The sequence below is a fragment of the Streptomyces sp. NPDC001781 genome (genome assembly GCF_053596035.1).
On sequence record NZ_JBSFFI010000023.1, the window covers coordinates 20,774 to 45,848 of the forward strand.

General features: G+C 71.6%; 22 protein-coding genes. 3 read left to right on the forward strand and 19 right to left on the reverse strand.

What is annotated here, in order from left to right:
* Positions 1–68: 68 nt before the first annotated feature.
* The 15 genes from ACWCV3_RS20870 to pgsA form a co-directional block, all read right to left on the reverse strand.
* Positions 69–2,582 (reverse strand): RelA/SpoT family protein, encoded by a 2,514-nt coding sequence (locus ACWCV3_RS20870; RefSeq protein WP_451226107.1) that lies wholly within the window; start codon positions 2,580–2,582, stop codon positions 69–71.
* Between the two features lie 238 nt (positions 2,583–2,820).
* Complete coding sequence (locus ACWCV3_RS20875; protein ID WP_451226110.1) at positions 2,821–3,360, reverse strand: adenine phosphoribosyltransferase; 540 nt, start codon at positions 3,358–3,360, stop codon at positions 2,821–2,823.
* Positions 3,357–4,466, reverse strand: a complete 1,110-nt coding sequence (secF, locus tag ACWCV3_RS20880; RefSeq protein WP_451226112.1) for a protein translocase subunit SecF — start codon at positions 4,464–4,466, stop codon at positions 3,357–3,359. The genes ACWCV3_RS20875 and secF overlap by 4 nt, the downstream gene beginning before the upstream one ends.
* Before the next feature lie 3 nt (positions 4,467–4,469).
* Positions 4,470–6,251: a protein translocase subunit SecD gene (gene secD / locus ACWCV3_RS20885; protein ID WP_451226115.1), complete on the reverse strand. Its 1,782-nt coding sequence runs from the start codon at positions 6,249–6,251 to the stop codon at positions 4,470–4,472.
* 144 nt (positions 6,252–6,395) lie between these two features.
* Positions 6,396–6,938: a preprotein translocase subunit YajC gene (gene yajC / locus ACWCV3_RS20890; protein WP_451226118.1), complete on the reverse strand. Its 543-nt coding sequence runs from the start codon at positions 6,936–6,938 to the stop codon at positions 6,396–6,398.
* 163 nt (positions 6,939–7,101) lie between these two features.
* Entirely contained in the window at positions 7,102–8,172 is a 1,071-nt protein-coding gene (gene ruvB, locus ACWCV3_RS20895) for a Holliday junction branch migration DNA helicase RuvB (protein ID WP_451226120.1), read from the reverse strand.
* Positions 8,173–8,202: 30 nt separating this feature from the next.
* A complete protein-coding gene (gene ruvA / locus ACWCV3_RS20900; protein ID WP_451226123.1) occupies positions 8,203–8,808 on the reverse strand; it encodes a Holliday junction branch migration protein RuvA in 606 nt (201 codons plus the stop codon).
* Positions 8,805–9,356 carry a crossover junction endodeoxyribonuclease RuvC gene (gene ruvC / locus ACWCV3_RS20905; protein ID WP_451226126.1) on the reverse strand — a complete coding sequence of 184 codons (552 nt, stop codon included), beginning with the start codon at positions 9,354–9,356 and terminating at the stop codon, positions 8,805–8,807. Before ruvC ends, ruvA begins: the two co-directional genes overlap by 4 nt.
* Before the next feature lie 139 nt (positions 9,357–9,495).
* Positions 9,496–10,248 (reverse strand): YebC/PmpR family DNA-binding transcriptional regulator, encoded by a 753-nt coding sequence (locus tag ACWCV3_RS20910; RefSeq protein WP_031180147.1) that lies wholly within the window; start codon positions 10,246–10,248, stop codon positions 9,496–9,498.
* 81 nt (positions 10,249–10,329) lie between these two features.
* Complete coding sequence (pdxT, locus tag ACWCV3_RS20915; protein ID WP_451226129.1) at positions 10,330–10,935, reverse strand: pyridoxal 5'-phosphate synthase glutaminase subunit PdxT; 606 nt, start codon at positions 10,933–10,935, stop codon at positions 10,330–10,332.
* A gap of 12 nt (positions 10,936–10,947) precedes the next feature.
* On the reverse strand, positions 10,948–11,853 hold the full coding sequence (pdxS, locus tag ACWCV3_RS20920) for a pyridoxal 5'-phosphate synthase lyase subunit PdxS (protein WP_030810697.1): 906 nt from the start codon (positions 11,851–11,853) through the stop codon (positions 10,948–10,950).
* A 127-nt stretch (positions 11,854–11,980) separates the two neighbouring features.
* Entirely contained in the window at positions 11,981–12,523 is a 543-nt protein-coding gene (locus ACWCV3_RS20925) for a hypothetical protein (RefSeq protein WP_451226132.1), read from the reverse strand.
* Positions 12,520–13,728, reverse strand: coding sequence for a glycosyltransferase family 4 protein (locus ACWCV3_RS20930; protein WP_451226135.1), 1,209 nt, complete (start codon positions 13,726–13,728; stop codon positions 12,520–12,522). The genes ACWCV3_RS20925 and ACWCV3_RS20930 overlap by 4 nt, the downstream gene beginning before the upstream one ends.
* Entirely contained in the window at positions 13,725–14,633 is a 909-nt protein-coding gene (locus tag ACWCV3_RS20935; protein ID WP_451226138.1) for a phosphatidylinositol mannoside acyltransferase, read from the reverse strand. Before ACWCV3_RS20935 ends, ACWCV3_RS20930 begins: the two co-directional genes overlap by 4 nt.
* Entirely contained in the window at positions 14,630–15,298 is a 669-nt protein-coding gene (pgsA, locus tag ACWCV3_RS20940) for a phosphatidylinositol phosphate synthase (protein WP_451226140.1), read from the reverse strand. Before pgsA ends, ACWCV3_RS20935 begins: the two co-directional genes overlap by 4 nt.
* Positions 15,299–15,577: 279 nt before the next feature.
* On the opposite strand from pgsA, the gene ACWCV3_RS20945 reads away from it, so the two are divergent.
* Both ACWCV3_RS20945 and ACWCV3_RS20950 read left to right on the forward strand, forming a co-directional pair.
* Positions 15,578–17,776 carry an elongation factor G-like protein EF-G2 gene (locus tag ACWCV3_RS20945; RefSeq protein ID WP_451226143.1) on the forward strand — a complete coding sequence of 733 codons (2,199 nt, stop codon included), beginning with the start codon at positions 15,578–15,580 and terminating at the stop codon, positions 17,774–17,776.
* 197 nt (positions 17,777–17,973) lie between these two features.
* Positions 17,974–19,617 carry a hypothetical protein gene (locus ACWCV3_RS20950; protein WP_451226146.1) on the forward strand — a complete coding sequence of 548 codons (1,644 nt, stop codon included), beginning with the start codon at positions 17,974–17,976 and terminating at the stop codon, positions 19,615–19,617.
* 103 nt (positions 19,618–19,720) lie between these two features.
* Here ACWCV3_RS20950 and ACWCV3_RS20955 read toward each other — a convergent pair whose 3' ends face one another.
* Entirely contained in the window at positions 19,721–20,281 is a 561-nt protein-coding gene (locus ACWCV3_RS20955) for an HIT family protein (RefSeq protein WP_451226148.1), read from the reverse strand.
* 67 nt (positions 20,282–20,348) lie between these two features.
* On the opposite strand from ACWCV3_RS20955, the gene ACWCV3_RS20960 reads away from it, so the two are divergent.
* Positions 20,349–21,011 (forward strand): potassium channel family protein, encoded by a 663-nt coding sequence (locus ACWCV3_RS20960; RefSeq protein WP_451226151.1) that lies wholly within the window; start codon positions 20,349–20,351, stop codon positions 21,009–21,011.
* Between the two features lie 34 nt (positions 21,012–21,045).
* Here the strand turns inward: ACWCV3_RS20960 and thrS are convergent, their stop codons facing one another.
* The 3 genes from thrS to ACWCV3_RS20975 all read right to left on the reverse strand — a co-directional run bounded on the left by thrS (position 21,046) and on the right by ACWCV3_RS20975 (position 24,915).
* Entirely contained in the window at positions 21,046–23,022 is a 1,977-nt protein-coding gene (gene thrS, locus ACWCV3_RS20965; RefSeq protein ID WP_451226154.1) for a threonine--tRNA ligase, read from the reverse strand.
* 94 nt (positions 23,023–23,116) lie between these two features.
* Positions 23,117–24,325, reverse strand: a complete 1,209-nt coding sequence (locus tag ACWCV3_RS20970) for a hypothetical protein (RefSeq protein ID WP_451226303.1) — start codon at positions 24,323–24,325, stop codon at positions 23,117–23,119.
* A gap of 23 nt (positions 24,326–24,348) precedes the next feature.
* Entirely contained in the window at positions 24,349–24,915 is a 567-nt protein-coding gene (locus ACWCV3_RS20975; protein WP_451226157.1) for a DUF4365 domain-containing protein, read from the reverse strand.
* Between the last annotated feature and the right edge of the window lie 160 nt (positions 24,916–25,075).

Here is a 25,075-nt window from a genome sequence, read left to right on the forward strand (position 1 = left end):
CACTTCCCCCGCCGCGTACGCCGAGGGGCTCCGTACACACCGTACGGAGCCCCTCGGCGTACGTGTCGTCAGCCGCGGTTGCGGGCCGAGGTGACGCGGTAGACGTCGTAGACGCCCTCCACGCCCCGGACCGCCTTCAGGACGTGGCCCAGGTGCTTGGGGTCGCCCATCTCGAAGGTGAAGCGGGAGGTGGCGACGCGGTCGCGGGAGGTCTGCACGGCCGCGGACAGGATGTTGACGTGCTGGTCGGACAGGACGCGGGTGACGTCCGAGAGCAGCCGGGAGCGGTCGAGCGCCTCGACCTGGATGGCGACCAGGAAGACCGAGGACTGGGTGGGCGCCCACTCGACGTCGAGGATGCGCTCGGGCTCGCGGGAGAGCGAGTCCACGTTGACGCAGTCGCTGCGGTGCACCGAGACCCCGCTGCCGCGCGTGACGAACCCGATGATCGGGTCGCCCGGGACCGGGGTGCAGCAGCGGGCCAGCTTCACCCACACGTCGTCGACGCCCTTGACGATGACGCCGGGGTCGGCGCTGGAGCGGCGCTTGCGGCTGCGCCGGGTCGGCGGGACCGGCTCCTCGATCTCCTCGGTGGCCGCCTCCTCGCCTCCGAGCGCCTGGACGAGCTTCTGCACGATGTTCTGCGCCGAGACATGGCCCTCCCCGATCGCCGCGTACAGCGCGGAGATGTCGGAGTACCGCATCTCGTGGGCCAGCGTGACCAGGGAGTCGCCGGTCAGGATGCGCTGGATCGGCAGGTTCTGCTTGCGCATCGCGCGGACGATCGCGTCCTTGCCCTGCTCGATCGCCTCGTCCCGGCGCTCCTTGGAGAACCAGGCGCGGATCTTGTTGCGGGCGCGGGGCGACTTGACGAAGCCCAGCCAGTCGCGGGAGGGCCCGGCGCCGGGCGCCTTGGAGGTGAAGACCTCCACCAGGTCGCCGTTGTCCAGGGTGGACTCCAGCGGCACGAGGCGTCCGTTGACCCGTGCCCCTATGGTCCGGTGGCCGACCTCGGTGTGCACCGCGTAGGCGAAGTCGACCGGGGTGGCCCCGGCCGGGAGCGCTATCACGTCCCCCTTGGGCGTGAACACGAAGACCTCGTTGCGGGACAGGTCGAAGCGCAGGGACTCCAGGAACTCGCCGGGGTCCTCGGTCTCCTTCTGCCAGTCCAGCAACTGGCGCAGCCACGCCATGTCGTTGAGATGGTCGTCCTTGCCCTTGCCGGACGACTTCGGCGCGTCGGTGCGCACCTTGGAGGCGCCGGCCACGGCCTCCTGCTTGTACTTCCAGTGCGCGGCGATGCCGTACTCGGCGCGCCGGTGCATGTCGAAGGTGCGGATCTGCAGCTCGACCGGCTTGCCGTTGGGTCCGATGACCGTCGTGTGCAGCGACTGGTACATGTTGAACTTGGGCATCGCGATGTAGTCCTTGAACCGGCCGGGGACCGGGTTCCATCGCGCGTGGATCGTGCCGAGCGCCGCGTAGCAGTCCCGGACGGTCTCCACCAGGACGCGGATGCCGACCAGGTCGTAGATCTCCGCGAAGTCCCGGCCGCGGACGATCATCTTCTGGTAGACGCTGTAGTAGTGCTTGGGCCGGCCGGTGACGGTCGCCTTGATACGGGCCGCGCGCAGGTCGGCCTGCACCTCGTCGGTGACTATGGCCAGGTACTCGTCGCGCTTGGGGGCGCGTTCGGCCACCAGCCGCACGATCTCGTCGTACATCTTGGGGTAGAGGATGGCGAAGGCCAGGTCCTCCAGCTCCCACTTGATGGTGTTCATGCCGAGGCGGTGGGCGAGCGGCGCGTAGATCTCCAGGGTCTCGCGCGCCTTCTTCTCCTGCTTCTCGCGCTTGAGGTAGCGCATGGTGCGCATGTTGTGCAGGCGGTCGGCGAGCTTGATGACCAGGACACGGGGGTCCTTGGCCATGGCGACGACCATCTTGCGCACGGTCTCGGCCTGCGCCGCCTCGCCGAACTTCACCTTGTCCAGCTTGGTGACGCCGTCCACCAGCAGCGCGACCACGTCGCCGAAGTCCCGGCGCAGGTCGTCCAGGCCGTACTCGGTGTCCTCGACGGTGTCGTGCAGCAGCCCGGCCATCAGGGTCGCCGGGTCCATGCCCAGCTCGGCCAGGATGGTGGTGACGGCCAGCGGGTGCGTGATGTACGGATCGCCGCTCTTGCGCTTCTGGCCCCGGTGCCAGCGCTCGGCCACCTGGTAGGCGCGCTCGATCTGGCGGAGCGTCGCGTTCTCGATCTTGGGATCGTTGCTGCGCACTATCCGCAGCAGCGGCTCCAGCACCGGGTTGTACGGGTTCGCGCGCTGCACGCCGAGGCGAGCAAGGCGGGCGCGGACGCGGTTGGAGGAGCCGGAGCGGGACGCGGTCTGACCGGCCGCGGGGCGCACGGGGGCGGGCTTGGGGCGCGCGGTGTCGGCGGTCTTCTCCACCGGCGCCGACTGGGCGTGCTCGACCGAGCCGCGCCGGTCGTTCGTCGCGTCGGACGCGTTCGGCGCGGGCTTCACCGCGGGCGCCGAGGCGGACTCCGGCTTGGCGGCGGTCAGTGGCTGGGCCTCGTCTGGCAAGAGGACTCCTAGTGCGCGATCCGGGTCCCCCGGTCAGGCTCCGGAAACCCCATGGTAGCGATCCCGCGGCCCGCCATCGCCTTCAGGCCGCGGGGAGAACGGTCCACCAGGGGAACGCGTGGGACGGGTGAGGGATTCCACGGTCGGGTCCCGGCGGGCGCGGAACGCGGAGCGGCCGCGAGCGCGGGCCGGGAAAGTCCCGGTGCGCTCGCGGCCGCTCGTGGTCCGCCCGGCTCGGTCAGACCTGGAGCAGCGCCTCCAGGGGCGCTCCGCCCAGGGCGGGCTCCAAGCGGGCGCGGCCCTGGAGGAAGCCCAACTCCATGAGGACGGCGACGCCGGAGACGCGTGCGCCGGCGCGCTCGATCAGCTTGATCGCGGCCTCGGCGGTGCCGCCGGTGGCGAGCACGTCGTCCACGATGAACACGCGGTCACCCTCGGACAGGTCCTCGGCGTGCACCTCGATCTCGGCGGAGCCGTACTCCAGGTCGTACGCCTGGCGCAGCGTCGCTCCGGGGAGCTTGCCGGCCTTGCGGACGGGGATGAAGCCGAGACCCGCGCGGACGGCGACCGGCGCGCCCAGGATGAAGCCCCGCGCCTCCAGACCGACGATCTTGGTGGCCCCGGTGGCCGTGGTGAGTTCGGCCAGCGTGTCGGTGAGGGCCGTGAACGCGGCGGGGTCGGCCAGGAGCGGGGTGATGTCCTTGAACATCACCCCCGGCTCCGGGTAGTCGGCCACGTCGCGGATACGGCTGAGCAGCAGCTCCTGGATGGAGGTCATCGGCGCTTTCCAGAGGGTCGGCCGCGGCCCCGGTTACGGGTCGCGGACTGGTCGCGCGGGCCCACCACAGCGGGCGCCGCGCCGTCGGACGGTTCTCCGGTGGCGGACCGGGAGTCCCCCTGGGCCTCCGCGGCTGCGGCCTGGGCACGCTTGGCCAGGACCCGCTTCCTGAGGGCCTGCATCGCCGGCTCGCGCTCCTTGAGGTCGGCGACGAGCGGCGTGGCGATGAAGATCGAGGAGTACGCGCCGGCCGCGAGGCCGACGAACAGCGACAGGGAGATGTCGTTGAGGGTGCCCGCTCCGAGGAAACCGCCGCCGATGAACAGCAGGCCCGCCACCGGGAGGAGGGCGACCACCGTGGTGTTGATGGAGCGCACCAGGGTGCTGTTGATCGAGTGGTTGGCGATGTCGCTGTAGGTGAACCGGGTCTGCTTGGTGATGTCCTTGGTCTGCTCCTTGAGGCTGTCGAAGACGACGACCGTGTCGTAGAGCGAGTAACCGAGGATGGTCAGCAGACCGATGACCGTGCCGGGCGTGACCTCGAAGCCGACGAGGGCGTAGATGCCGACGGTGATGGTGATGTCGTGGACCAGCGCGACGAGGGCCGCGATGGCCATGCGCCACTCGAAGGCGATCGCCAGGTAGATCACCACGAGCACCATGAAGATCGCCAGGCCCTGCCACGCCTTGTTGGCGATCTGCTCGCCCCAGCTCGGGCCGACGAGGTCGGCGTTGAGCCGCTCGGGGTCGAGCTGCAGGTCCTTCGCAAGGGTCTGCTTGACCTGGTCGGACTTGGCGGTGTCGAGGCCGGCGATCTGGACGCGCAGGCTGCCGTTGCCGAGCTTCTGCACCACGGCCTCGTGGCCGGAGGCGTCGCGGGCGTACTCCTCGACCTGGGCGACCGAGGCGCTCATCTTGGTCGGGGTGGTGAAGACGGCGCCGCCCTGGAAGTCGATGCCCATGTTCAGCCCGCGCACCGCCAGGCCCAGGATGGCCGTGATGGTGATCAGGATGGAGACGCCGTACCAGATCTTGCGCTTGCCGATGAAGTCGTAGCTGACTTCGCCGCGGTGCAGCCGCGCGCCGAGGTTACCGAGTTTCGACATCGCTCACGCCCCCTTGGGGTCGACGGGGCCCGTGGCCGGACCGGAGGGACGGCGGGTACGGCGCAGCGGGGGCTTGGCGCCCAGGCTCCGCGGGTCGAGGCCGGACCACTTGTGGCCGTCGGCGAAGAACCTGCGGCGGGCCAGCAGCGTCATCAGCGGCTTGGTGAAGAAGAAGACCACCACGACGTCGAGGACGGTGGTCAGGCCGAGCGTGAACGCGAAGCCCTGGACCTTGCCGACGGTGACGATGAACAGCACGGCGGCGGCGAGGAACGACACGAAGTCGGAGACCAGGATGGTGCGCCGGGCACGCGGCCAGGCTCGCTCCACGGCGGGGCGCAGCGTGCGGCCCTCGCGGATCTCGTCCCGGATGCGCTCGAAGTACACGATGAACGAGTCCGCCGTGATGCCGATCGCGACGATGGCGCCGCAGACCGCGGGCAGGTTCAGCGCGAAGCCGATGGCCGGGCCGAGCAGCGACATGATCACGTAGGTGAGGATCGCGGAGACCAGCAGGGAGGCCATGGCCACCAGCGACAGACCGCGGTAGTAGGCCACCAGGTAGATCACGACCAGCACGAGGCCGATGGCGCCCGCGAGGAGGCCGGCCTTGAGCTGCTCGCCGCCGAGGGCCGCGGTGACCGTCGTGACGGTCTCCTCCTGGAAGGACAGCGGGAGCGCGCCGTAGGACAGCATGTTGGCGAGGCTCTGGGCCTCCTCCTGCGTGAACCGGCCGGAGATCTCGGCCTGGCCGCCGGTGATGGCCTGCTGCACGTAGGGGCTGGAGACCACGTCGCCGTCGAGGACGATGCCGAACTCGTTCTGCGGCTGCTGGTTCTTGGCCAGCTCACCGGTGATGTCGGCGAACTTCTTGGCGCCGGAGCCGGTGAAGTTCATCTGCACCTGCCACCCGGACGCGCCCTGGGTGTCGAAGACCGCCTTCGCGTTCTTCACCTCGGTGCCGTCGACGGCGGCAGGGCCGAGGACGTACTTGTACCAGACCTTGTTGATCTCACCGCAGGCCACGGTGGGCTCACCGGGCTTGCCTGCCTGGCCGACCTTGGCCCGCTCGGCGGGCTTGGTGCAGTCCAGGGCCGCGTACTGGGCCTGGAGCTTCGTGGCGTCCGCGTTGGCGCTGGGCTTCGGCGAGGGGCTCGCCGGGGCGCCGGAGGACTTGGCGCTCGCGGAACCTGTGGGCGACGGGGTGGCGTCGGCCTTCAGGGCGTCACTGACGGCACGGCCCTGCGAGGTGGCCGTGGCGTTCGGCGAGGGGGCGTTGGAGGGCGAGCTCGCCTTCTGGTCGCCGGAGGGGCTGGCGGCCGGGCTCGGGGAGCCGCTGGCGCCGGAGGAGGTGCTCGGCGACGGCTTGGGGGTCGCGCCGCCGCTGGGCTCGCTGGCCAGGACCGGGCGGAAGTACAGCTTGGCGGTGGTGCCGACCTGCTGCTGGGCCTCCTTGGAGTTGGTGCCCTTGGGGATGTTGACGATGATGTGATCGTCGCCCTGGGTTTGCACCTCGGCCTCGGAGACACCAAGGCCGTTGACACGGCGGTTCATGATGTCGACCGCGGTGTCCATGTTGGCCTTGTTGATCGCCGACCCCTGGTCGGCCTTCGCCTTGAGCGTGATGCTCGTACCGCCGGCAAGGTCGATGCCGAGACGCGGAGTGGTGTGCCCGGAGAGGAACATTCCCCCGGTCATCGCCACGATGGCGATCAGGATGAGGACCAGCGAGCGCCCTGGCTTGCTCTGGGTGCTCGCGCCCCGGCCCTTCTTAGGTGCTGCCACCTTCTCGTACTCCCTCTCGGGCCGCCCGGTGCGCCGTGGGCGCCGGTGGCCATGACATGGTGTCGGGATTCCGTGCGGGAAACCGAGCCGTCCGGGGCGGACCGCGCGCCCGGTGCGGGGCGCCGGGACACCCCGGGGACGTCGCTACTTCGCGTCGGTGTCGCCGTCGGTCTTCTTCGGCGCCTCGGCCGGCTCGGCGGCTTCCGCCTTGTTCACGACGGTGTCGTCCTTGGCGGCGGGCTCGACGGTCCCGGCCTTGTCGGCGAGCGTCCTGTCCTCGGCCACGGCGGTCTCCTCGGCGGCGTCCTTCTTGCCGAAGTCGACGGCCTTGTGCTCGGCGTCGGCCGCGGTGAGGGAGGAGGCGTCGTCCGGGACGACCTCGGTGTCCGACTTCAGGTCGTGCTCGATGCCGTGGACGATGCGGTTGTACTCGTCGTCGGAGAGGACGGCGCCGATCGCGTTCTTCGCGAAGATCAGCTCGACGCCAGGCCCGGCGTCGAGGAGGACGGTGTCCTCCGTGACCTCCTTGACCGTCGCGTACATTCCCCCGATCGTGCGCACGCCCGAACCGGGCTGCATCTCGTTCCGCATGTTGGCGGCCTGCTGCTGCTTCTTCTTGGCCGAGCGCGTCATCACGAACATGAGCCCGATGAGCACGATGAAGGGGAGAAGGGTATAGACATTCACGAGACGGGGTTTCCTTCGCGTGACCGCGCGGTGAGCGGCCTGTTGGAGGGGGCTGGTCGCCGTCGCCCGCAAGGGCGGCATCGGCGGAGTCTAAGCGAGTCCGCGTGCATGGAACAACGCTCAGCATGGCACCTGGGTTCCTCCTGGTGCCAATACGCCGCTCTCATGTCCCGAACAGGTCCTGTTGCCCGTTCCCCGTGGCGGGTCGCTGCGGCGGGGTGAGACCCAGGTGCGCCCAGGCGGCCGGGGTGGCCACGCGCCCGCGCGGGGTGCGGGCGAGCAGGCCCTCGCGCACCAGGAACGGCTCGGCGACCTCCTCCACCGTCTCCCGTTCCTCCCCCACCGCGACGGCCAGGGTGGACAGGCCCACCGGGCCGCCGCCGAACAGTTTCAGCAGCGCCTCCAGCACGCCCCGGTCGAGCCGGTCGAGGCCGCGCTCGTCCACCTCGTAGACGGCGAGGGCGGCGGCGGCGATGTCCTCGGTGATCAGGCCGTCCGCCTTGACCTGGGCGTAGTCCCGCACCCGGCGCAGCAGCCGGTTGGCGATCCGGGGCGTGCCGCGCGAGCGGCCGGCGATCTCGGCGGCGCCGGACGGGTCGATCTCCACGTCCAGCAGGGCGGCCGAGCGGTGCACGACCCGCTGGAGTTCGCGCGGCTCGTAGAACTCCATGTGCGCGGTGAAGCCGAAGCGGTCGCGCAGCGGGGGTGGCAGCAGGCCCGCGCGGGTGGTGGCGCCGACCAGGGTGAACGGGGGCAGCTCCAGCGGGATGGCGGTGGCGCCGGGGCCCTTGCCGACGATGACGTCGACCCGGAAGTCCTCCATCGCCATGTACAGCATCTCCTCGGCGGGCCGGGACATGCGGTGGATCTCGTCCAGGAAGAGGACCTCGCCCTCCTGGAGGGAGGAGAGGATCGCGGCGAGGTCGCCGGCGTGCTGGATGGCGGGGCCGGAGGTGATGCGGATCGGGGCGCCCATCTCGGCGGCGATGATCATCGACAGGGTGGTCTTGCCGAGGCCGGGGGCGCCGGAGAGCAGCACGTGGTCGGCGGTGGCGCCGCGCGCGCGGGCGGCGCGCAGTACGAGGTCGAGCTGCTCGCGCACCTTCTCCTGGCCGATGAACTCGCCGAGGTCCTTGGGGCGCAGGGCGGCTTCGACGGCCTGGTCCTCCCGGTCGGCGGCGGTGTCCACCAGCCGTTCCGCGGCGGCCCCGTCCGTCGTGTCGTCCCAGTTCACTTCAGGTGCTCCTAGCGGGATGCGCGCGCGTCAGCGGGCGCGGTTCAGGGTCTGGAGGGCGGCCTTGAGCAACTGGCCGACCTGGGGAGTACCGCCCGCCGCCTCGGCCTGGGGGGTCACGGCGGTGACGGCCTCGTCGGCCTCGCGGGTGGCATAGCCCAGGCCGATGAGGGCCGCGTGCAGCTGGTCGCGCCAGCCCTGGCCGGCGGGCGCGCCGACCGCAGGGGCGCCGGTGGGGGCGCCGAGGCGGTCCTTCAGCTCCAGCAGCAGTTTCTGCGCACCCTTCTTGCCGATGCCGGGCACGGCGGTGAGGGCCTTCTCGTCGGCGGTGGCGACGGCGCGGCGCAGCGCGTCGGGGCGGTGGGTGGCGAGCATGGCCTGGGCGAGGCGGGGGCCGACGCCGCTGGCGGTCTGGAGCAGTTCGAAGACCTGGCGCTCGTCGTCGTCGGCGAAGCCGTACAGGGTGAGCGAGTCCTCGCGGACGACGAGGGAGGTGTGCAGCCGGGCGTCCTGGCCGACGCGGAGCTTCGCGAGGGTGTCGGGGGTGCACTGGACGGCCATGCCGACCCCGCCGACCTCGACGACCGCCGAGTCGGGGGCGAGGGCGGCGACGGTGCCGCTGACGAAGGCGATCATGCCGTTCGGCCTTTCGTTGCGTGGGCGGTGCGCCGGGCCGTGTGCTGGTCGACCGCCTGCTGGAGCCGGTTCTGGGCGGGGGCGCGCCAGATGTGGCAGATGGCGAGCGCGAGGGCGTCGGCGGCGTCGGCGGGCCTGGGCGGCGCGCTGAGCCGGAGCAGCCGGGTGACCATGGCGCCGACCTGGGCCTTGTCGGCGCGGCCGGTGCCGGTGACGGCGGCCTTGACCTCGCTGGGGGTGTGCAGGGCGACCGGGATGCCGCGCCGGGCCGCGCACAGCATGGCGACGGCGCTGGCCTGGGCGGTGCCCATCACGGTGCTGACGTTGTGCTGGCTGAAGACCCGCTCCACGGCGACGAACTCGGGCCGGTGCTCCTCCAGCCACTGTTCGAGGCCCTGCTCGACGGCGAGCAGCCGGCGGCTCAGGTCGGCGTCGGGGGGCGTACGGACGACACCGACGCCGACCATGGTGAGCGGCCGCCCCGCGACCCCGTCGACCACGCCCACACCGCACCGCGTCAGTCCGGGGTCCACCCCGAGTACCCGCACGCCGCCCCCAACCCTTCGATCACCTGTTTGTGCAGGCTATCGGGTGACACCGACAACGCCCCGCAACCGGGCCCCGGCAACGCGACGGGCCGACGGGAAGTCCCGTCGGCCCGAGCGCACCGCGAAGCCCGCGGCGAAGTTACGCGTCGACCTTCTCCATGACGTCGTCGCTCACGTCGAAGTTGGCGAAGACGTTCTGGACGTCGTCGCTGTCCTCGAGGGCGTCGATCAGCTTGAAGATCTTCCGGGCGCCGTCCTCGTCCAGCTCGACCTGCATGGTCGGGACGAAGTTGGAGTCGGCGGAGTCGTAGTCGATGCCGGCCTCCTGGAGGGCGGTGCGGACCGCTACCAGGTCGGTGGCCTCGCTGAGCACCTCGAAGGACTCACCGAGGTCGTTGACCTCCTCGGCACCGGCGTCCAGGACGGCGCCGAGCACGTCGTCCTCGGTCAGCTCGCCCTTGGGGACGATGATGACGCCCTTGCGGTTGAACAGGTACGACACCGAGCCGGGGTCGGCCATGTTGCCGCCGTTGCGGGTCATGGCGACACGGACGTCGGAGGCGGCACGGTTGCGGTTGTCGGTGAGGCACTCGATGAGCACGGCGACACCGTTGGGGCCGTACCCCTCGTACATGATCGTCTCGTAGTCGGCGCCGCCGGCCTCCAGGCCGCCGCCGCGCTTGACCGCGGAGTCGATGTTCTTGTTCGGGACCGACTGCTTCTTGGCCTTCTGGATGGCGTCGTAGAGCGTCGGGTTGCCCTCGATGTCGACGCCGCCCATGCGGGCCGCGACCTCGATGTTCTTGATGAGCTTCGCGAAGAGCTTGCCGCGCTTGGCGTCGATCACGGCCTTCTTGTGCTTCGTCGTAGCCCATTTAGAGTGGCCGGACATCTGCCTGTCTCCTTCGCGTAACCCGATCCGATACGGACTCCCCCGGCGCTGGGAGAGCCTGAGGGGGTACCGCCGCAGATCCTACAAGGACTCCGGTGTCCGGTTCGCGCGGACCATGTCGACGAAGAGCCCGTGCACGCGGTGGTCGCCGGTCAGTTCCGGGTGGAACGAGGTGGCGAGCACGTTGCCCTGGCGTACGGCGACGATGTGGCCGTCGTGCTCGGCGAGCACCTCGGCGGCGGCGCCCACGGACTCCACCCAGGGGGCGCGGATGAAGACGCCCTCCACGGGGGCGCCCTCGACGCCCTTGACGTCGACCGCCGCCTCGAAGGACTCGTTCTGCCGGCCGAAGGCGTTGCGGCGGACGATCATGTCGATGCCGCCGATGGTCTCCTGGCCCGAGCGCGGGTCGAGGATCTTGTCGGCGAGCAGGATCAGCCCGGCGCAGGTGCCGTAGACGGGCAGGCCCTCGCGTACGCGGGCGCGCAGGGGCTCCATCAGGCCGAAGAGGACGGCCAGCTTGGAGATCGTGGTGGACTCGCCGCCGGGCAGGACGAGGGCGTCCACCTCGGCGAGTTCCTCGGGGCGCCTGACCGGCCTGGCCACGGCGTCCGCCGCGGCCAGGGCGATGAGGTGCTCCCGTACGTCGCCCTGGAGGGCCAGGACGCCGATGACGGGGGTGTTCATGGTGTGCAGGTCCTACCAGCCGCGGTTGGCGTAGCGCTCGGTCTCGGGGAGGGTGTCGCAGTTGATGCCGACCATGGCCTCGCCGAGGTTGCGGGAGGCGTCCGCGACGATCTTCGGGTCGTCGTAGAAGGTGGTGGCCTTCACGATGGCGGCGGCGCGCTTGGCCGGGTCGCCGGACTTGAAGATGCCGGAGCCGACGAAGACGCCCTCGGCGCCGAGCTGGCGCATCAGGGCGGCGTCGGCCGGGGTGGCGACACCACCGGCGGAGAACAGCACGACCGGGAGCTTGCCCAGCTCGGCGACCTCCTTGACCAGCTCGTAGGGGGCACGCAGCTCCTTGGCGGCGGCGAACAGCTCGTTGTGGTCGCAGCCGCGCAGCTTGGCGATCTCGCCCTTGATCTGGCGCAGGTGGCGCACGGCCTCCACGACGTTGCCGGTGCCGGCCTCGCCCTTGGAGCGGATCATGGCCGCGCCCTCGGCGATGCGGCGCAGGGCCTCGCCCAGGTTGGTGGCACCGCAGACGAAGGGGGTGGTGAACGCCCACTTGTCGGAGTGGTTGACCTCGTCGGCCGGGGTGAGCACCTCGGACTCGTCGATGTAGTCGACGCCGAGGGACTGGAGCACCTGGGCCTCGACGAAGTGGCCGATGCGGGACTTGGCCATGACCGGGATCGAAACGGCGTCGATGATGCCCTCGATCATGTCCGGGTCGGACATGCGGGCCACGCCGCCGTCCTTGCGGATGTCGGCCGGGACCCGCTCCAGGGCCATGACGGCCACGGCGCCGGCGTCCTCCGCGATCTTCGCCTGCTCGGCGTTGACCACGTCCATGATGACGCCGCCCTTGAGCTGCTCGGCCATGCCGCGCTTCACACGGGCGGTGCCGGTCTCGGGACCCTGGTTGTCGATGATGGACACGCGTGACCTCACTGATGGGTAAGACGGTTTCTGCAAGCCTGAGGAAACGCGACTGACCGGGCCGCATCAAGGGCCAATGGGAAGCCGGTGGATCATTTTGTCCCGGCGTGCCCCCGCGGCGCCCCGCTCAGGCGACCCGTTCGACCAGCGCGGCGGGCGGTTCGTCGTCCATCTCGAAGGCCAGCGGGAAGGGCGCGTGGCCGGCTAGGCGGAACCAGCGGACCTTGCGGTGCTCGCGCAGCCGGCGGGCGGCGCCCACGGCGTCGTTGTGGAAGCGGCGGGCCATCGGCACCCTGCGGACCGCCTCGGCGAGCTCGTGCGCCGCGTCCTCGCCACCGGGGGCGGCCCGCACGCCCTCCACCTGGCGGGCGTCCTCGAACACCGCGCGCAGGGCCTGGCTCAGCTCGCTCTCCGTGACCTCGCGCTGCTCCTCCTCGGCCTGCCGGGCGGCGTGCGCGGCCTCGTAGAGCACCATGGAGGCGGCCGGGTCCAGGACGCCGGAGGTGGCGAGTTCCTGCGCCACGGACGCCCGGCGCAGCAGCTGCGCGTCCAGGGCGGCGCGGGCGGCGTCCATGCGGACGTGCAGCCGGTCCAGCCGTCCGGCGGTCCAGCTCAGGTAGACGCCGATCGCCAGCAGCGCGGCGAGAATCCAGATGAGGGTGGGGATCACGCGCGAAGGTTATCGGTGGAGGACGGGGCGCCGGTCTCCGCGTCCCGCTCGCGGGCCAGTCCGAACCGCGACCACAGGCCGGGCCGCTCGTCGGCGGCGACCGCCGCGGTGCCGGTGGTGACCGTCTCGTACACCGAGAGGATGTCCGCGCCGACGGTGGACCAGTCGAAGCGGCGCACGTGGGCGCTGCCCCGCTCCCGCAGCTCAGCCCGTCGCTCGGGGTCGGCGAGCAGGGCCACGGCCTTCCCGGCGAGCGCGTCGGCGTCCTCGTTGGCGAAGACCTCGCCCGCCTTGCCCTGGTCGAGGACCTGGACGAAGGCGTCCAGGTCGGAGGCGAGCACGGGGGCGCCGGCCGACATGGCCTCGACCAGGATGATGCCGAAGCTCTCGCCGCCGGTGTTGGGCGCCACGTACAGGTCGACGCTGCGCAGGAAACGGGCCTTGTCCTCGTCGCTGACCATGCCGAGGAACTCCACGCGGGAGCGCAGTTCCCCGGGCAGCTCCGCCACGGCCGCCTCCTCGTCACCCCGGCCCGCGACCAGCAGCCGGGCGCCGGGGTGCGCGGCGAGGATCTTCGGCAGGGCCCGCATCAGCACCGGCAGGCCCTTGCGGGGCTCGTCGATGCGCCCGATGAAGCCGATCGTGCCGCCCTGCCACTCCGGCTTGGGCTCGGCGTCGGCGAAGAAGTCGACGTCGACCCCGTTGGGGATCACCACCGCGTCCCCGCCCAGGTGCTCGACCAGGGTGCGCCGGGCGTACTCGCTGACCGCGATCCGGGCACTGATCTTCTCCAGCGCGGCCTGGAGGATCGCGTAGGCGGCGATCATGGCGCGGGAGCGCGGGTTGGAGGTGTGGAAGGTGGCCACGATCGGCCCCTGAGCCGCCCAGCAGGTGAGCAGGCCGAGCGAGGGCGAGGTCGGCTCGTGGATGTGCACCACGTCGAACGCGCCGTCGTGCAGCCACCGCCGCACCCGCGCCGCCGACAGGAACCCGAAGTTCAGCCGGGCCACCGAACCGTTGTACGGCACCGGCACCGCGCGGCCCGCCGAGACCACGTAGGGCGGCAGCGGGGTGTCGTCGTCGGCCGGGGCGAGCACGGAGACCTCGTGCCCGAGCCGGATGAAGTACTCGGCGAGGTCCCGGATGTGGAACTGGACGCCCCCGGGCACGTCCCAGGAGTACGGGCAGACGATCCCGATTCTCACGCGGGTCCCTTCGCCGGGTCGAGGTCGGCGAGCCACAGCCGCTGGAGCATGTGCCAGTCCTCCGGGTGCTCGGCGATCCCGGCGGCGAAGGCGTCGGCCAGTGCCTGGGTCATGGCGGCCGTCCGCTCGATCCGGGTACCCGCCTCCGGCACCTCGACCGGCGGGTGCACCCGGCCCTGCATCACGGGCGAGTCGTCGTACCAGAGGGTGACCGGGAGCAACCGGGCGCCGGTCTGCTGGGCGAGCAGGGCGGGCCCGGCGGGCATCCGGGCGCGCTCACCGAAGAAGTCGACCTCGACGCCGGCGGCCGACAGGTCCCGGTCCGCGACCAGGCAGACCAGGCCGCCGTCGCGCAGCCGCCGGGCCAGGGTGCCGAAGGCGGAGGCCCCGCTGTGCGCCAGCACCTCCATGCCCAGGCCCTCGCGGTAGGCGACGAACCGGTCGTACAGCGTCTCCGGCTTCAGGCGCTCGGCGACGGTGGTGAAGGGGATGCCGAGGGTGGTGGTGACCCATGCGCCGGCCAGGTCCCAGTTGGCCAGGTGCGGCAGCGCGAGTATCACACCCCGGCCCTCGGCCAGCCCGTCCGTCAGATGGTGGGCGCCCTTGGGGTCGAAGCCGGTGCGGACCCGCTCGGCGCTCCAGGCGGGCAGCCGGAAGGACTCCATCCAGTAGCGCAGATAGGAGCGCATGCCGGCGCGGGACAGCTCCGCGAGCCGCTCCGGGGAGGCGTCCGGCACCACGCGCGCGTAGTTGGCCTCCAGCCGCTGGACACCCTTGCCGCGCCGCTTCCAGGCGGCGTCCGCGACGGTACGGCCCAGCCTGGCGGCGACCGGTTCGGGGAGCTTTTTGACGGTGCTCCAGCCGAGCCCGTAGAGACCGTCGGTGAGGCGGTCGGCGGCGCTCACTGGGCCGCCTCGCTCCCGGCGTCGAGCCGGGCCGCCTCCTCCGCCTCTGCGGACTCCCGGCGCACCGTGACGACCCGCTGCACCAACGTGACGAGACTGCCGACCGCGACGATCCACAAGGCGACGGGCAGCAGGTACTGGATGCCGGGCACCCCGAACTTGTGCAGCCCCGCGAAACCGGCCGCGACCAGCGAGATCACCAGCCGCTCGGCCCGCTCCACCAGCCCGTTGACCGCCACCGGAAGCCCGATCGCCTCGCCCCGCGCCTTGGTGTACGACACCACCTGGCCGCTGGCCAGACAGAAGATCGAGACCGCGCACAGCGTGTTGTCGTGGCCGTTGCCCGCGTACCAGAGGGCGAAGCCGCCGAAGATCGCGCCGTCCGCGACCCGGTCCAGGGTGGAGTCCAGGAAGGCGCCCCACCGGCTGGAGCGGCCGAGCTGGCGGGCCATGTTCCCGTCGACCAGGTCGGAGAAGACGAAGAGCGTGATCACGATCGTCCCCCAGAAGAACTCCCCCCGGGGGTAGAAGACCAGCGCACCCGCGACCACCCCGGCGGTCCCGATGAGCGTCACGGTGTCGGGGCTCACCCCCCGCCGGATGAGAAACGCGGCGAACGGCGTGAGGACACGCGTGAAGAATGCACGCGCGTACTTGTTCAGCATGGCCTTCCCGACGGTCGGTGTCGCCGTGGCCCCTGGTGGGCGTCGGCTGGCCCATCGTAGCCACGCGCGCCCCCGCACGGGGGCGCGCACCCTCCGCCGCGGCACGATCCGTGACCATCCCCACGGTCCCCCGGGGCCTGGAGGGTCCGTCGTATGGACGCGGCATGACGGGAGTGGAAAGCTCGAAGGACCGCGGGCGCCGCCGGAGCCGCCGCATCCACGCGGGATCCCGCCGCGTTCGCGTCCCCGATGACCTCACCGTGCACGGGAGGCAGGACCATGGGCGACAGGACACACGCACACCCCGGAGCCGCCGGCAGAGCGGTGACGGCCGACCATCCCGCGTCCGTACGGAACGTGGTGCTGGTCGGCCCCTCCGGCTCGGGCAAGACCACCCTGGTGGAGGCCCTCGCACTCACCGCGGGGGCGGTGAACCGGGCGGGCCGGGTCGAGGACGGCGGCACCGTCTCCGACCACGACGACATCGAGCACCGCCAGCACCGCTCCGTACAGCTCTCGCTGGTCCCCCTCGAATGGGACGGCATCAAGATCAACCTGCTGGACACCCCCGGATACGCCGACTTCGTCGGGGAGCTGAGGGCCGGCCTGCGCGCGGCGGACGCGGCCCTCTTCGTCGTCTCCGCGGCCGACGGCGTGGACGGCGCGACCCGCATGGTGTGGGAGGAGTGCCAGGCCGTCGGCATGCCCCGCGCCATCGTCGTCACGCACCTGGAGTCCGCCCGCGCCGACTTCGAGGAGATGACCCGGGTGTGCGCCGAGGCGTTCGGCGCCGACGACCCCGACGCGGTCCTCCCCCTGTACCTCCCGCTGCGCGGCGCCGCCGGAGCCGACGGGCACGCCCCGGTGACCGGTCTGGTCGGCCTGCTGTCGCGGAAGCTCTTCGACTACTCCCCCGGCGAACGCAAGGAGTCCGAACCCGGCGAGGACCAGCTCCCCGCCCTGGACGGCGCCCGCGATCGGCTCATCGAGGGGATCATCGCCGAGAGCGAGGACGAGACCCTCATGGACCGCTACCTGGGCGGCGAACAGGTGGACGTCCAGACCCTGGTCGAGGACCTCGAACGCGCCGTCGCCCGCGGCACCTTCCACCCCGTCCTCGCCGCCGCGCCCGCCGCCGAGGACGCCCGGCAGGGCCTCGGCACCGTCGAACTCCTGGAACTGATCACCCGCGGGTTCCCCACCCCCTTCGAACACCCCTTGCCCGTGGTCACCGGCATCGACGGCACGCCCCGCGAGCTGGCCCCCTGCGACACCGAGGGCCCGCTGGTCGCCGAGGTCGTCAAGACCTCGTCCGACCCCTATGTCGGCCGCCTCTCCCTGGTGCGGGTCTTCTCCGGCACCCTGCGCCCCGACGACACCGTCCACGTCTCCGGACACGGCCTCGCCGACCGGGGCCACGAGGACCACGACGTCGACGAGAAGGCCGGCGCCCTCTCCATGGCCTTCGGCAGACAGCAGCGCCCGGTCACCCGGGCGGTCGCCGGCGACCTGGTCTGCGTCGCCAAACTGGGCCGCGCCGAGACCGGCGACACCCTCTCCGCCAAGGACGACCCCCTGCTCATGGAGCCGTGGCGGATGCCCGACCCGCTGCTCCCCCTCGCCATCGAGGCGCACAGCAAACCCGACGAGGACAAACTCTCCCTCGGCCTGTCCCGGCTCGTCGCCGAGGACCCCACCATGCGGCTCGAACAGAACCAGGACACCCACCAGGTCGTCCTGTGGTGTCTCGGCGAGGCCCACGCCGACGTCGCCCTGGAAAGGCTCCGCAGCCGCTACGGCGTCCAGGTCGACGTCGTCCCGCACAGGGTGGCGCTGCGCGAGACCTTCGCCGGCAAGGCCGCCGGACGCGGCCGGCACGTCAAGCAGTCCGGGGGCCACGGCCAGTTCGCCATCTGCGAGATCGAGGTCGAGCCGCTGCCCGGCGGCTCAGGCATCGAGTTCGTCGACAAGGTCGTCGGCGGCGCCGTCCCCCGCCAGTTCATCCCCTCCGTCGAGAAGGGCGTCCGCGCCCAGGCCGCCCGGGGCGTCGCCGCCGGTCACCCCCTGGTCGACGTGCGTGTCACCCTGCTCGACGGCAAGTCCCACTCCGTCGACTCCTCCGACGCCGCCTTCCAGACCGCTGGCGCGCTCGCCCTGCGCGAGGCGGCCGCCGAGGCCCGCGTCCACCTGCTCGAACCGGTCGCCGAGGTGGCGGTCCTGGTCCCCGACGACTACGTCGGCGCCGTCATGAGCGACCTCTCCACCCGGCGCGGCCGGGTCCTCGGCACCGAACAGACCGGCGCCGGGCGCACCCTGGTCCGCGCCGAGGTGCCCGAGTTCGAGATCGGCCGGTACGCCATCGACCTGCGCTCCCTGTCCCACGGCACGGCCTCCTTCAGCCGCGCCTACGCCCGCCACGAACCGATGCCGCCCCAAGTCGCCGGGAAACTCCGCGAACAGGACGGCGAGACTCCGTAACTCCCGGCCCCGGCGGGCGGCTTCGGCCGTCCGCCGACGCGCGGGGCGCGGCTGCCGATACGCTGGCGGGCGGGTCCCGGACCGGCGGAACCGGCGCCGTGGCCACGGGACATCGCAACGATGTCCGGTTCGGCAGGTGTGCGCGGCGGGGAAGCCGGGAAGGCCGCAGGAGCGACACGGCGGCGATGGGGGCGGGAATGTCGGTAGGGACGGAGTGGGACGGGCCTCAGGTGCCCGTCTCCGGGGACGAGGGCCAGGCGGCGACCCTCGCGCTGGCCTCGGCGGCCTACCGGGACAACCCCGTCGTCGAGATCAAGAAGGCCGACAACGAGTGGCACGAGTCCACCGTCAAGGTCGGCCGTGTCCCGCTGTTCCGCCCCAACCTGGGCGAAGCCTTCTCCCGGGCGGTCGCCGACCGCCTCCTCGCGCCCGGCCGCAATCCGCTGATCCAGTCGTTCGGCGCCGACCCCCAGGTCGTCGTGGAACACTGCCTGGCCGCCAACAACATCCGCCGGGAACGCGACAACAAGCTGACCCTCGTGATGGTCGTCTGCGGTCTGGTCTTCCTGCCCGGCCTCGTCGCCTGGCTCCTGGTCTTCCTGCTCCGCTCGTTCCTGGGCAGGCGCGAGGGCCGGGCCGGGGCGCTGGGCACCGCGCTGCTCGCCGGGGTCGGCGTCCTCGCCGTGCTCTTCCTGCTCAAGCTGCCCTTCCACGGCTTCTGGGGCTGGTACACCCGCGCCGCCGTGGTCGTCCCCGTCCTCGGCTGGTTCTGGGCCCGCCGCGTCTGCGAGCGCACCGCGGCCGACCTGCGCGAACGCTGGGCCGGTCTGCTCTCCGGCAGCAGCGTCGGCGCCAAGGTCCCCGAGGCCGTGCCCCGCAGCCCCGGCGAGACCGCCGCCGAACAGCTCCGCCAGTCCCTGGCCCGGCTCGGCGCCGAGCAGCGCTCCAACTCCGTCTTCTACGCGGGCCCCAAGGGCATCCTCGGCATGGGCACCCGCTGGGGCTCCTGGCAGCTCGCCGAGGAACTCGTCTCCGCCGACCCCGCGCGCGAGATCCACCCCTTCCGGAGCTGGGACGTCATACGCGCCATCCACGACCGGCTCAGCCTGCTGGAGCGCGGCCCCCTCAACACCGGCGGCTTCCCCCGCCCGTCCGTACGGCACTGGATCGTCACCCCGATCGGCGAGAAGGCCGACGCGGTCTCCCGGCCCGACGGCACCGACGTCGAGGCGTTCCAGGTCAAGCCGCACGCCATACAGGAGATCTGCAACAAGCAGCAGTTCGGCAGCGGCGACCGGCACTACCTGGGCGTCCAGTGGACCCTGTGGGACGGCCAGCTCGTCCTCACGATGATGATCACGGTGACCGTCCTCCACGAGACCCTGCGCATCGAGGTCACCGGCCACGCCCTCGGCCCGGTCAACCCGCTCTTCCACGCCAAGCCGGCCGCCCCCACCAAGGATGTCGCCAAGACCCTCAAGCCGTGGGAGAACCGCACCGTCAAGCTCCCCCTGGTCACCACCGACGAGGTGGTACGGCTCGCCGTCCGCGCCCCGCTGACCCGGTTCACGCCCACCCTGAACTGGCTCGGCGGCTCCATCGGCCTCCCCGAGCCCTTCGGCCTGCGGCACGCCTGGGCCGACCAGCCCTGGCGCCACCGCTTCATGGCCGACGACGCACTGCGCGCGGCCACACCGGTCCTCCGGGTGGTGCACTCCGCCGCCATCAAGGTGCTCAAGGAGAACGGCGTGGACACCGAGAGGTTCGGCACCCGCTCGGCCTTCCTCAGCGGCCTCGTCCAGGACCCGGCCCCGCGCCAGGCGGACCTCTACGACGCGTGAGCCGCTGGCGGACCCGCGGGAGGTGCGGGCCGTCCGCCGCTCTCGCGGGCCGGCCCGGGCCGGGCCTCGTCCTCGAAGGCGGGGACGGGTCGGGCCCCGCCCGTCAGGCGGCGGGCCAGGCGTCCGCGAGCATGTCGCGGGTGTCCCCGAGGAGCTGCGGCAGCACCTTCGTCCGGCCCACCACCGGCATGAAGTTGGTGTCGCCGCCCCAGCGCGGCACGATGTGCTGGTGCAGGTGGGCCGCGATGCCCGCACCCGCGACCGCGCCCTGGTTCATCCCGATGTTGAACCCGTGCGCTCCGGACGCCGTGCGCAGCGCCGTCATCGCCTGCTTCGTCAGCTCCGCCAGCTCGGCCGTCTCCGGACCGGTCAGATCGGTGTAGTCCGCCACGTGCCGGTACGGCACCGTCATCAGATGGCCGCCGTTGTACGGGTACAGGTTGAGCACCGCGTACACGTGTTCGCCCCGGCGCACGATCAGGCCGTCCTCGTCGGATTTCGCCGGGATGGAGCAGAACGGGCAGCCGTCGTCCGCGCCCGGGCCGCTCGGCTTGTTCTCGCCCTGGATGTAGGCCATCCGGTGGGGCGTCCACAGGCGCTGGAACGCGTCCTGCGTTCCCACTCCGATCTGCTGCTCCGGCTCACTCGTCATGCAAGGCAGCATATGGCTTCGCCCGTTCGCGGCGTGTCGCCGGGGCGGCGGGAAGGACCCCGGCGGCGAAGCTGGGTCGGTGGACCACGACCGAACCAAGACCCGGACCCGCTGGGAGCGCCGCGTCGAGATGCCGCTCACCGTGGCGTCCCTGACCTTTCTCGGCTCCTACGCGGCACTGGTGCTCGCGCCCCGCTTCGGCACCGCCTGGGACAGCATCTGGCTGGTGCTGCTGCTCTCCTGCTGGGCCCTGTTCGCCGTGGACTACGCGGTGCGCTGGCGGCTCAGCGGGCAGGGGGTGAGCTTCGTCCGCACCCACTGGCTGGACACCCTGGTCCTCATCCTGCCGCTGCTGCGCCCGCTGCGGATCGTGCGGCTCTACGAGGCCCTGGAGCACCGGCGCGGCCTGCCCCGGCTCCCGCTGTACGCGCGGGTCATCGCCTACTCGGGGATCGCCACGCTGCTGATGGGCTTCACCGGTGCGCTCGCCGTCTACCAGCAGGAGAAGGGCGCGCCGTCCTCGAACATGCGGACCTTCGGCGACGCGGTCTGGTGGGCGTGCTCCACGCTGTCCACGGTGGGCTACGGGGATGTCGTTCCGGTCACCGCGGGCGGCCGGATCATCGCGGTGGCGATGATGGCGGGCGGCCTGGCCCTGCTGGGCGCGGTGACGGGCTCGTTCTCGTCATGGCTGCTGCAGGTGTTCGCGCGGGAGGAGGACGACGAACCCCCGAGGCGGTAGTGATGCCCCGGGGGTTCGTGCGGTTTCCTCGGGGTCAGACCTGGACCCGCTCCGCCACGACCTTCTCGATCTTGGCGAGGGCGTCCTCGAACGGGATGCCGTTCTCCTGCGAGCCGTCGCGGTAGCGGAAGGAGACGGTGCCGGCGTTCATGTCCTCGTCACCGACGATGATCATGAACGGCACCTTCTGGCGCTGGGCGTTCCTGATCTTCTTCTGCATCCGGTCCGAGGAGGAGTCCACCTCGACCCGCAGGCCCTTGCGCTTGGCCTCGGCCGCGAACTTCTCCAGGTACTCCACGTGCGCGTCGCCGATCGGGATGCCGATCGCCTGCACCGGGGCCAGCCACGCCGGGAACGCGCCCGCGTAGTGCTCCAGCAGGACCGCGAAGAAGCGCTCGATGGAGCCGAACAGGGCACGGTGGATCATGACGGGCCGCTGCTTGGAACCGTCGGGGCCGGTGTACTCCAGGTCGAACCGCTCGGGCAGGTTGAAGTCGAGCTGGATGGTCGACATCTGCCAGGTACGGCCGATCGCGTCCTTGGCCTGGACGGAGATCTTCGGGCCGTAGAACGCGGCGCCGCCGGGGTCGGGCACGAGCGGCAGCCCCTGCTTCTCGGCGACCTGGCGCAGGGTCTCGGTCGCCTCGTCCCACGCCTCGTCGGAGCCGACGAACTTCTCCGGGTCCTTGGTGGACAGTTCCAGGTAGAAGTCGGTCAGACCGTAGTCGCGGAGCAGGCCGAGGACGAAGGTGAGCGTCTTGTCCAGCTCCTCGGACATCTGCTCACGGGTGCAGTAGATGTGGGCGTCGTCCTGGGTGAAGCCGCGGGCCCGGGTGAGGCCGTGCACGACGCCCGACTTCTCGTACCGGTACACGGTCCCGAACTCGAAGAGGCGCAGCGGCAGTTCACGGTACGAGCGGCCGCGCGCGTCGAAGATCAGGTTGTGCATCGGGCAGTTCATGGGCTTGAGGTAGTAGTCCACGCCCTCGTCGAGCTGCATGGGCGGGTACATGCCGTCGGCGTACCAGTCCAGGTGGCCCGAGGTCTCGAAGAGCTTCCCCTTCGTCGCGTGCGGGGTGTAGACGAACTCGTAGCCCTCCTCCTCGTGGCGGCGCCGCGAGTAGTCCTCCATGACCCGGCGGATGATGCCGCCCCTGGGGTGGAAGACGGCGAGGCCGGAGCCGATCTGCTCGGGGATGGAGAAGAGGTCCAGCTCGTTGCCGAGCTTGCGGTGGTCGCGCTTCTCCGCCTCGGCGAGGAACTCCAGGTGCGCCTTCAGCTCGTCCTTGGACGGCCAGGCGGTGCCGTAGATGCGCTGGAGCATCGGGTTCTTCTCGCTGCCGCGCCAGTAGGCGGCCGCGTTGCGCATCAGCTTGAACGCCGGGATGTTCCGGGTGGAGGGCAGGTGGGGACCGCGGCAGAGGTCCTTCCAGCACAGTTCGCCGGTCTTGGCGTCCAGGTTGTCGTAGATGGTCAGCTCGCCGGCGCCGACCTCGACGTCCGCGCCGTCGTCGGAGGATGCGGAGCCCTTGAGGCCGATCAGCTCCAGCTTGTACGGCTCGTCGGCCAGCTCGGCACGGGCGTCCTCGTCGGAGACCACGCGGCGGGAGAACTTCTGGCCCCGCTTCTGGATCTCCTGCATCTTCTTCTCGATGGCCTTGAGGTCATCGGGGTGGAAGGGCTTCTCGACGTCGAAGTCGTAGTAGAAGCCGTCCTTGACCGGCGGGCCGATGCCCAGCTTGGCCTCGGGGAACAGCTCCTGCACGGCCTGGGCCATGACGTGCGCGGTGGAGTGGCGCAGGATGGCGAGGCCGTCCTCGGAGGAGATCTCGACGGCCTCGACCACGTCGCCGTCGGACAGCGTGCAGGTGAGGTCCTTCAGCTCGCCCGCCACGCGCGCGGCGATGACGGAGCGCTCGCCCGCGAAGAGGTCGGCGGCGGTAGTGCCCGTCGTCACCACGCGCTCTTCCCGCTCGGAATCGCGTTGGATGATCACACGGACGTCTGACACCGGTCTCTCCTGACTGAAGGCTCGAGTGCGGCGCCGTACCAGGAGCGCGCGCAGAAGGGATCGTACCGACCCGCCCCCGCCCACCGCGAAACGGTTACTTTCCGTCGCCCTCCCCGTACGCCTCTGCGCACGCTTCCTCGAAGAAGCCGGGGTTCTCGCGGAGGGACTTCAGCAGCCGGTCCCGTGCGGTCTCGTCCACCTGTACCGGGACGAGTCCGGTGGCGCCGGTGAGCCTGCGGAAGCCGCTCCGGCGCTCCAGCCGGCCGCGCACGCTGACCGGGAGCCCGACGAGGTGGGCGTGGCCGGCCGTCCGGTAGTCCTCCTCGCCCAGGGTGAGCCGCAGATGCGGGACCTCGGCGCCCGCGAGGACCCGCAGCCGTACGGTGCCCGGGCCGCGCGGACCGGAGCGGCGCAGCCGGACGACGACGCCGGTGACGGTGACGGTGACGGAGGGTTCGGCGCTCAGGTAGCGGGCGCCGGCGGCGCGGAGGGCGGGGAGGTCGCCGGGCGAGAACTCGACGGGTCCGGCGGAGGCGGCGCAGCCGTCGGGGACGCCGGCGGCCGGGGCCCAGGCGATGGCGACGCGGGCGCCCTCGGTCCCCCGGACGAGTGCGGTGAGGGCCTCGGTGAGTTCGCGGCTGACGCCGGCTTCGACCGCGCCGTCGAAGGCGTCCATGCAGCCGGTGGCCCGCTGGTAGTCGATCGCCTCGCGGGTGGCGTGCAGTGCGTGGTGGAGGCGGACGGTGAGGGGGCGGCCGGCCGGGGCGGGGGCGAAGGCGGTGAGGGTGCGGCCCTCGGCGGCGGGGCCGAGGAGGACCTCGCCGAGGAGTGCGGCGGCGGGGCCGCGGTGCCGGGCGCCGTGGTAGCCGGTGCGGGCGCGGGCGGCGAGCGCGGCGGCGAGGAGGGTCTGGCGGGCGGCGGTGCGCAGGCGCTCGTCGAGCGTCCAGGGGGTGGCGCCGTCGACGGGTCCGGCGGGGGTGTCGCGGTGCCAGCGGATCTCGTCACTGGGGACGGCGAGGGCGATGAGGATCTCGCGGGCGAAGGGGGCGGCGCTGCGGTGGAGGGCGTACAGGGCCTCGCCGAGGAGGTCGTCGGCGTCGGGGAAGGCGCGGTTCTCCGGGACGAGCAGGCTGACGGGGCCTTCGGCGGGCGTGGGCGGGGTCCAGCGGCCGTACCGTCCGGGGATGCCGCCGCGTCTGAGCCAGCCGTGCCGGCGGAGCAGGGCGGTGAGGTCGGCGGGATCGACGCGGGCCGGGTCGGGAGGCCGGTGCCAGGCGGGGTCCTCGGGGTGGGGACGGAGCATGCGCAGGGGTTCGTCGGAGCTTTTCACGGCCTGCCTCCGGTGCCGACGCGGGTCATGATCTCGCAGAGGGCGCGGTCGTCGAAGATGCGCGCGGTGGGAACGCGGACGGTGGTGCGGGTGCGTCCGGTGACGGGGTGTCCGGCGAGGTTGACCCAGTAGCAGCAGTGCCTCAGGTCGAGCCGGTCGTGTCCGGCGCGCAGCCAGTCGTCCTGGGAGCGCGGGACGATCATGACGACCAGGATCTTGTGCACCGAGACGGGGGTCCGGGCGAGTTTGCGCAGGTGGTCGTTGTCCAGCGTGAACGAGAAGGTGGGGCCGGGCGGCCGGGGGGCGAGCTGGTAGGTGCATTTGAGCTGCACCTTGATGGTGACCTCGTCGTCCACGGTGTGTCCGGGGGCGCTGTGGCTGACGTGCCAGTCGATGCCGTTGTCGGGGAACGGCTGGGACAGCGAGCAGCCTGCCGCGGCGGCGACCGCGTGCAGATAGCCGACCTGCAGGGTCTCCATGCAGGCGGTGGTGGCGAGCGTGCCGCGAAGGTGACCCGCGCGGTCGGGCAGCAGCCCGCCCCGCTCGGGCTGCGCCATGGCCATGGGACAACAGCCTTCCGAACCGGGGGTTTCCCCATTGCGGGCCGCTGAACTGCAAAGACCCGTGCTCCTGTTGTCTCCTCCCGGCGTACGGCGCAAACGGGCCGGGTATCACCAAACGGGCAGAAGACGGAACGTCAGGTGCCAAGCGTGAAAGAGGAGT

Bases quoted from the DNA above. Each gene is read 5' to 3' on its own strand.
- pgsA (WP_451226140.1), bottom strand. From the start codon at position 15,298: ATGCTGAACAAGTACGCGCGTGCATTCTTCACGCGTGTCCTCACGCCG.
- pdxT (WP_451226129.1), bottom strand. From the start codon at position 10,935: ATGAACACCCCCGTCATCGGCGTCCTGGCCCTCCAGGGCGACGTACGG.
- ACWCV3_RS20975 (WP_451226157.1), bottom strand. From the start codon at position 24,915: ATGGCCATGGCGCAGCCCGAGCGGGGCGGGCTGCTGCCCGACCGCGCG.
- ACWCV3_RS20910 (WP_031180147.1), bottom strand. From the start codon at position 10,248: ATGTCCGGCCACTCTAAATGGGCTACGACGAAGCACAAGAAGGCCGTG.
- secF (WP_451226112.1), bottom strand. From the start codon at position 4,466: ATGTCGAAACTCGGTAACCTCGGCGCGCGGCTGCACCGCGGCGAAGTC.
- ACWCV3_RS20875 (WP_451226110.1), bottom strand. From the start codon at position 3,360: ATGACCTCCATCCAGGAGCTGCTGCTCAGCCGTATCCGCGACGTGGCC.
- ACWCV3_RS20970 (WP_451226303.1), bottom strand. From the start codon at position 24,325: ATGCTCCGTCCCCACCCCGAGGACCCCGCCTGGCACCGGCCTCCCGAC.
- ACWCV3_RS20945 (WP_451226143.1), top strand. From the start codon at position 15,578: ATGGGCGACAGGACACACGCACACCCCGGAGCCGCCGGCAGAGCGGTG.
- ACWCV3_RS20955 (WP_451226148.1), bottom strand. From the start codon at position 20,281: ATGCTGCCTTGCATGACGAGTGAGCCGGAGCAGCAGATCGGAGTGGGA.
- ACWCV3_RS20950 (WP_451226146.1), top strand. From the start codon at position 17,974: ATGTCGGTAGGGACGGAGTGGGACGGGCCTCAGGTGCCCGTCTCCGGG.
- ruvA (WP_451226123.1), bottom strand. From the start codon at position 8,808: ATGATCGCCTTCGTCAGCGGCACCGTCGCCGCCCTCGCCCCCGACTCG.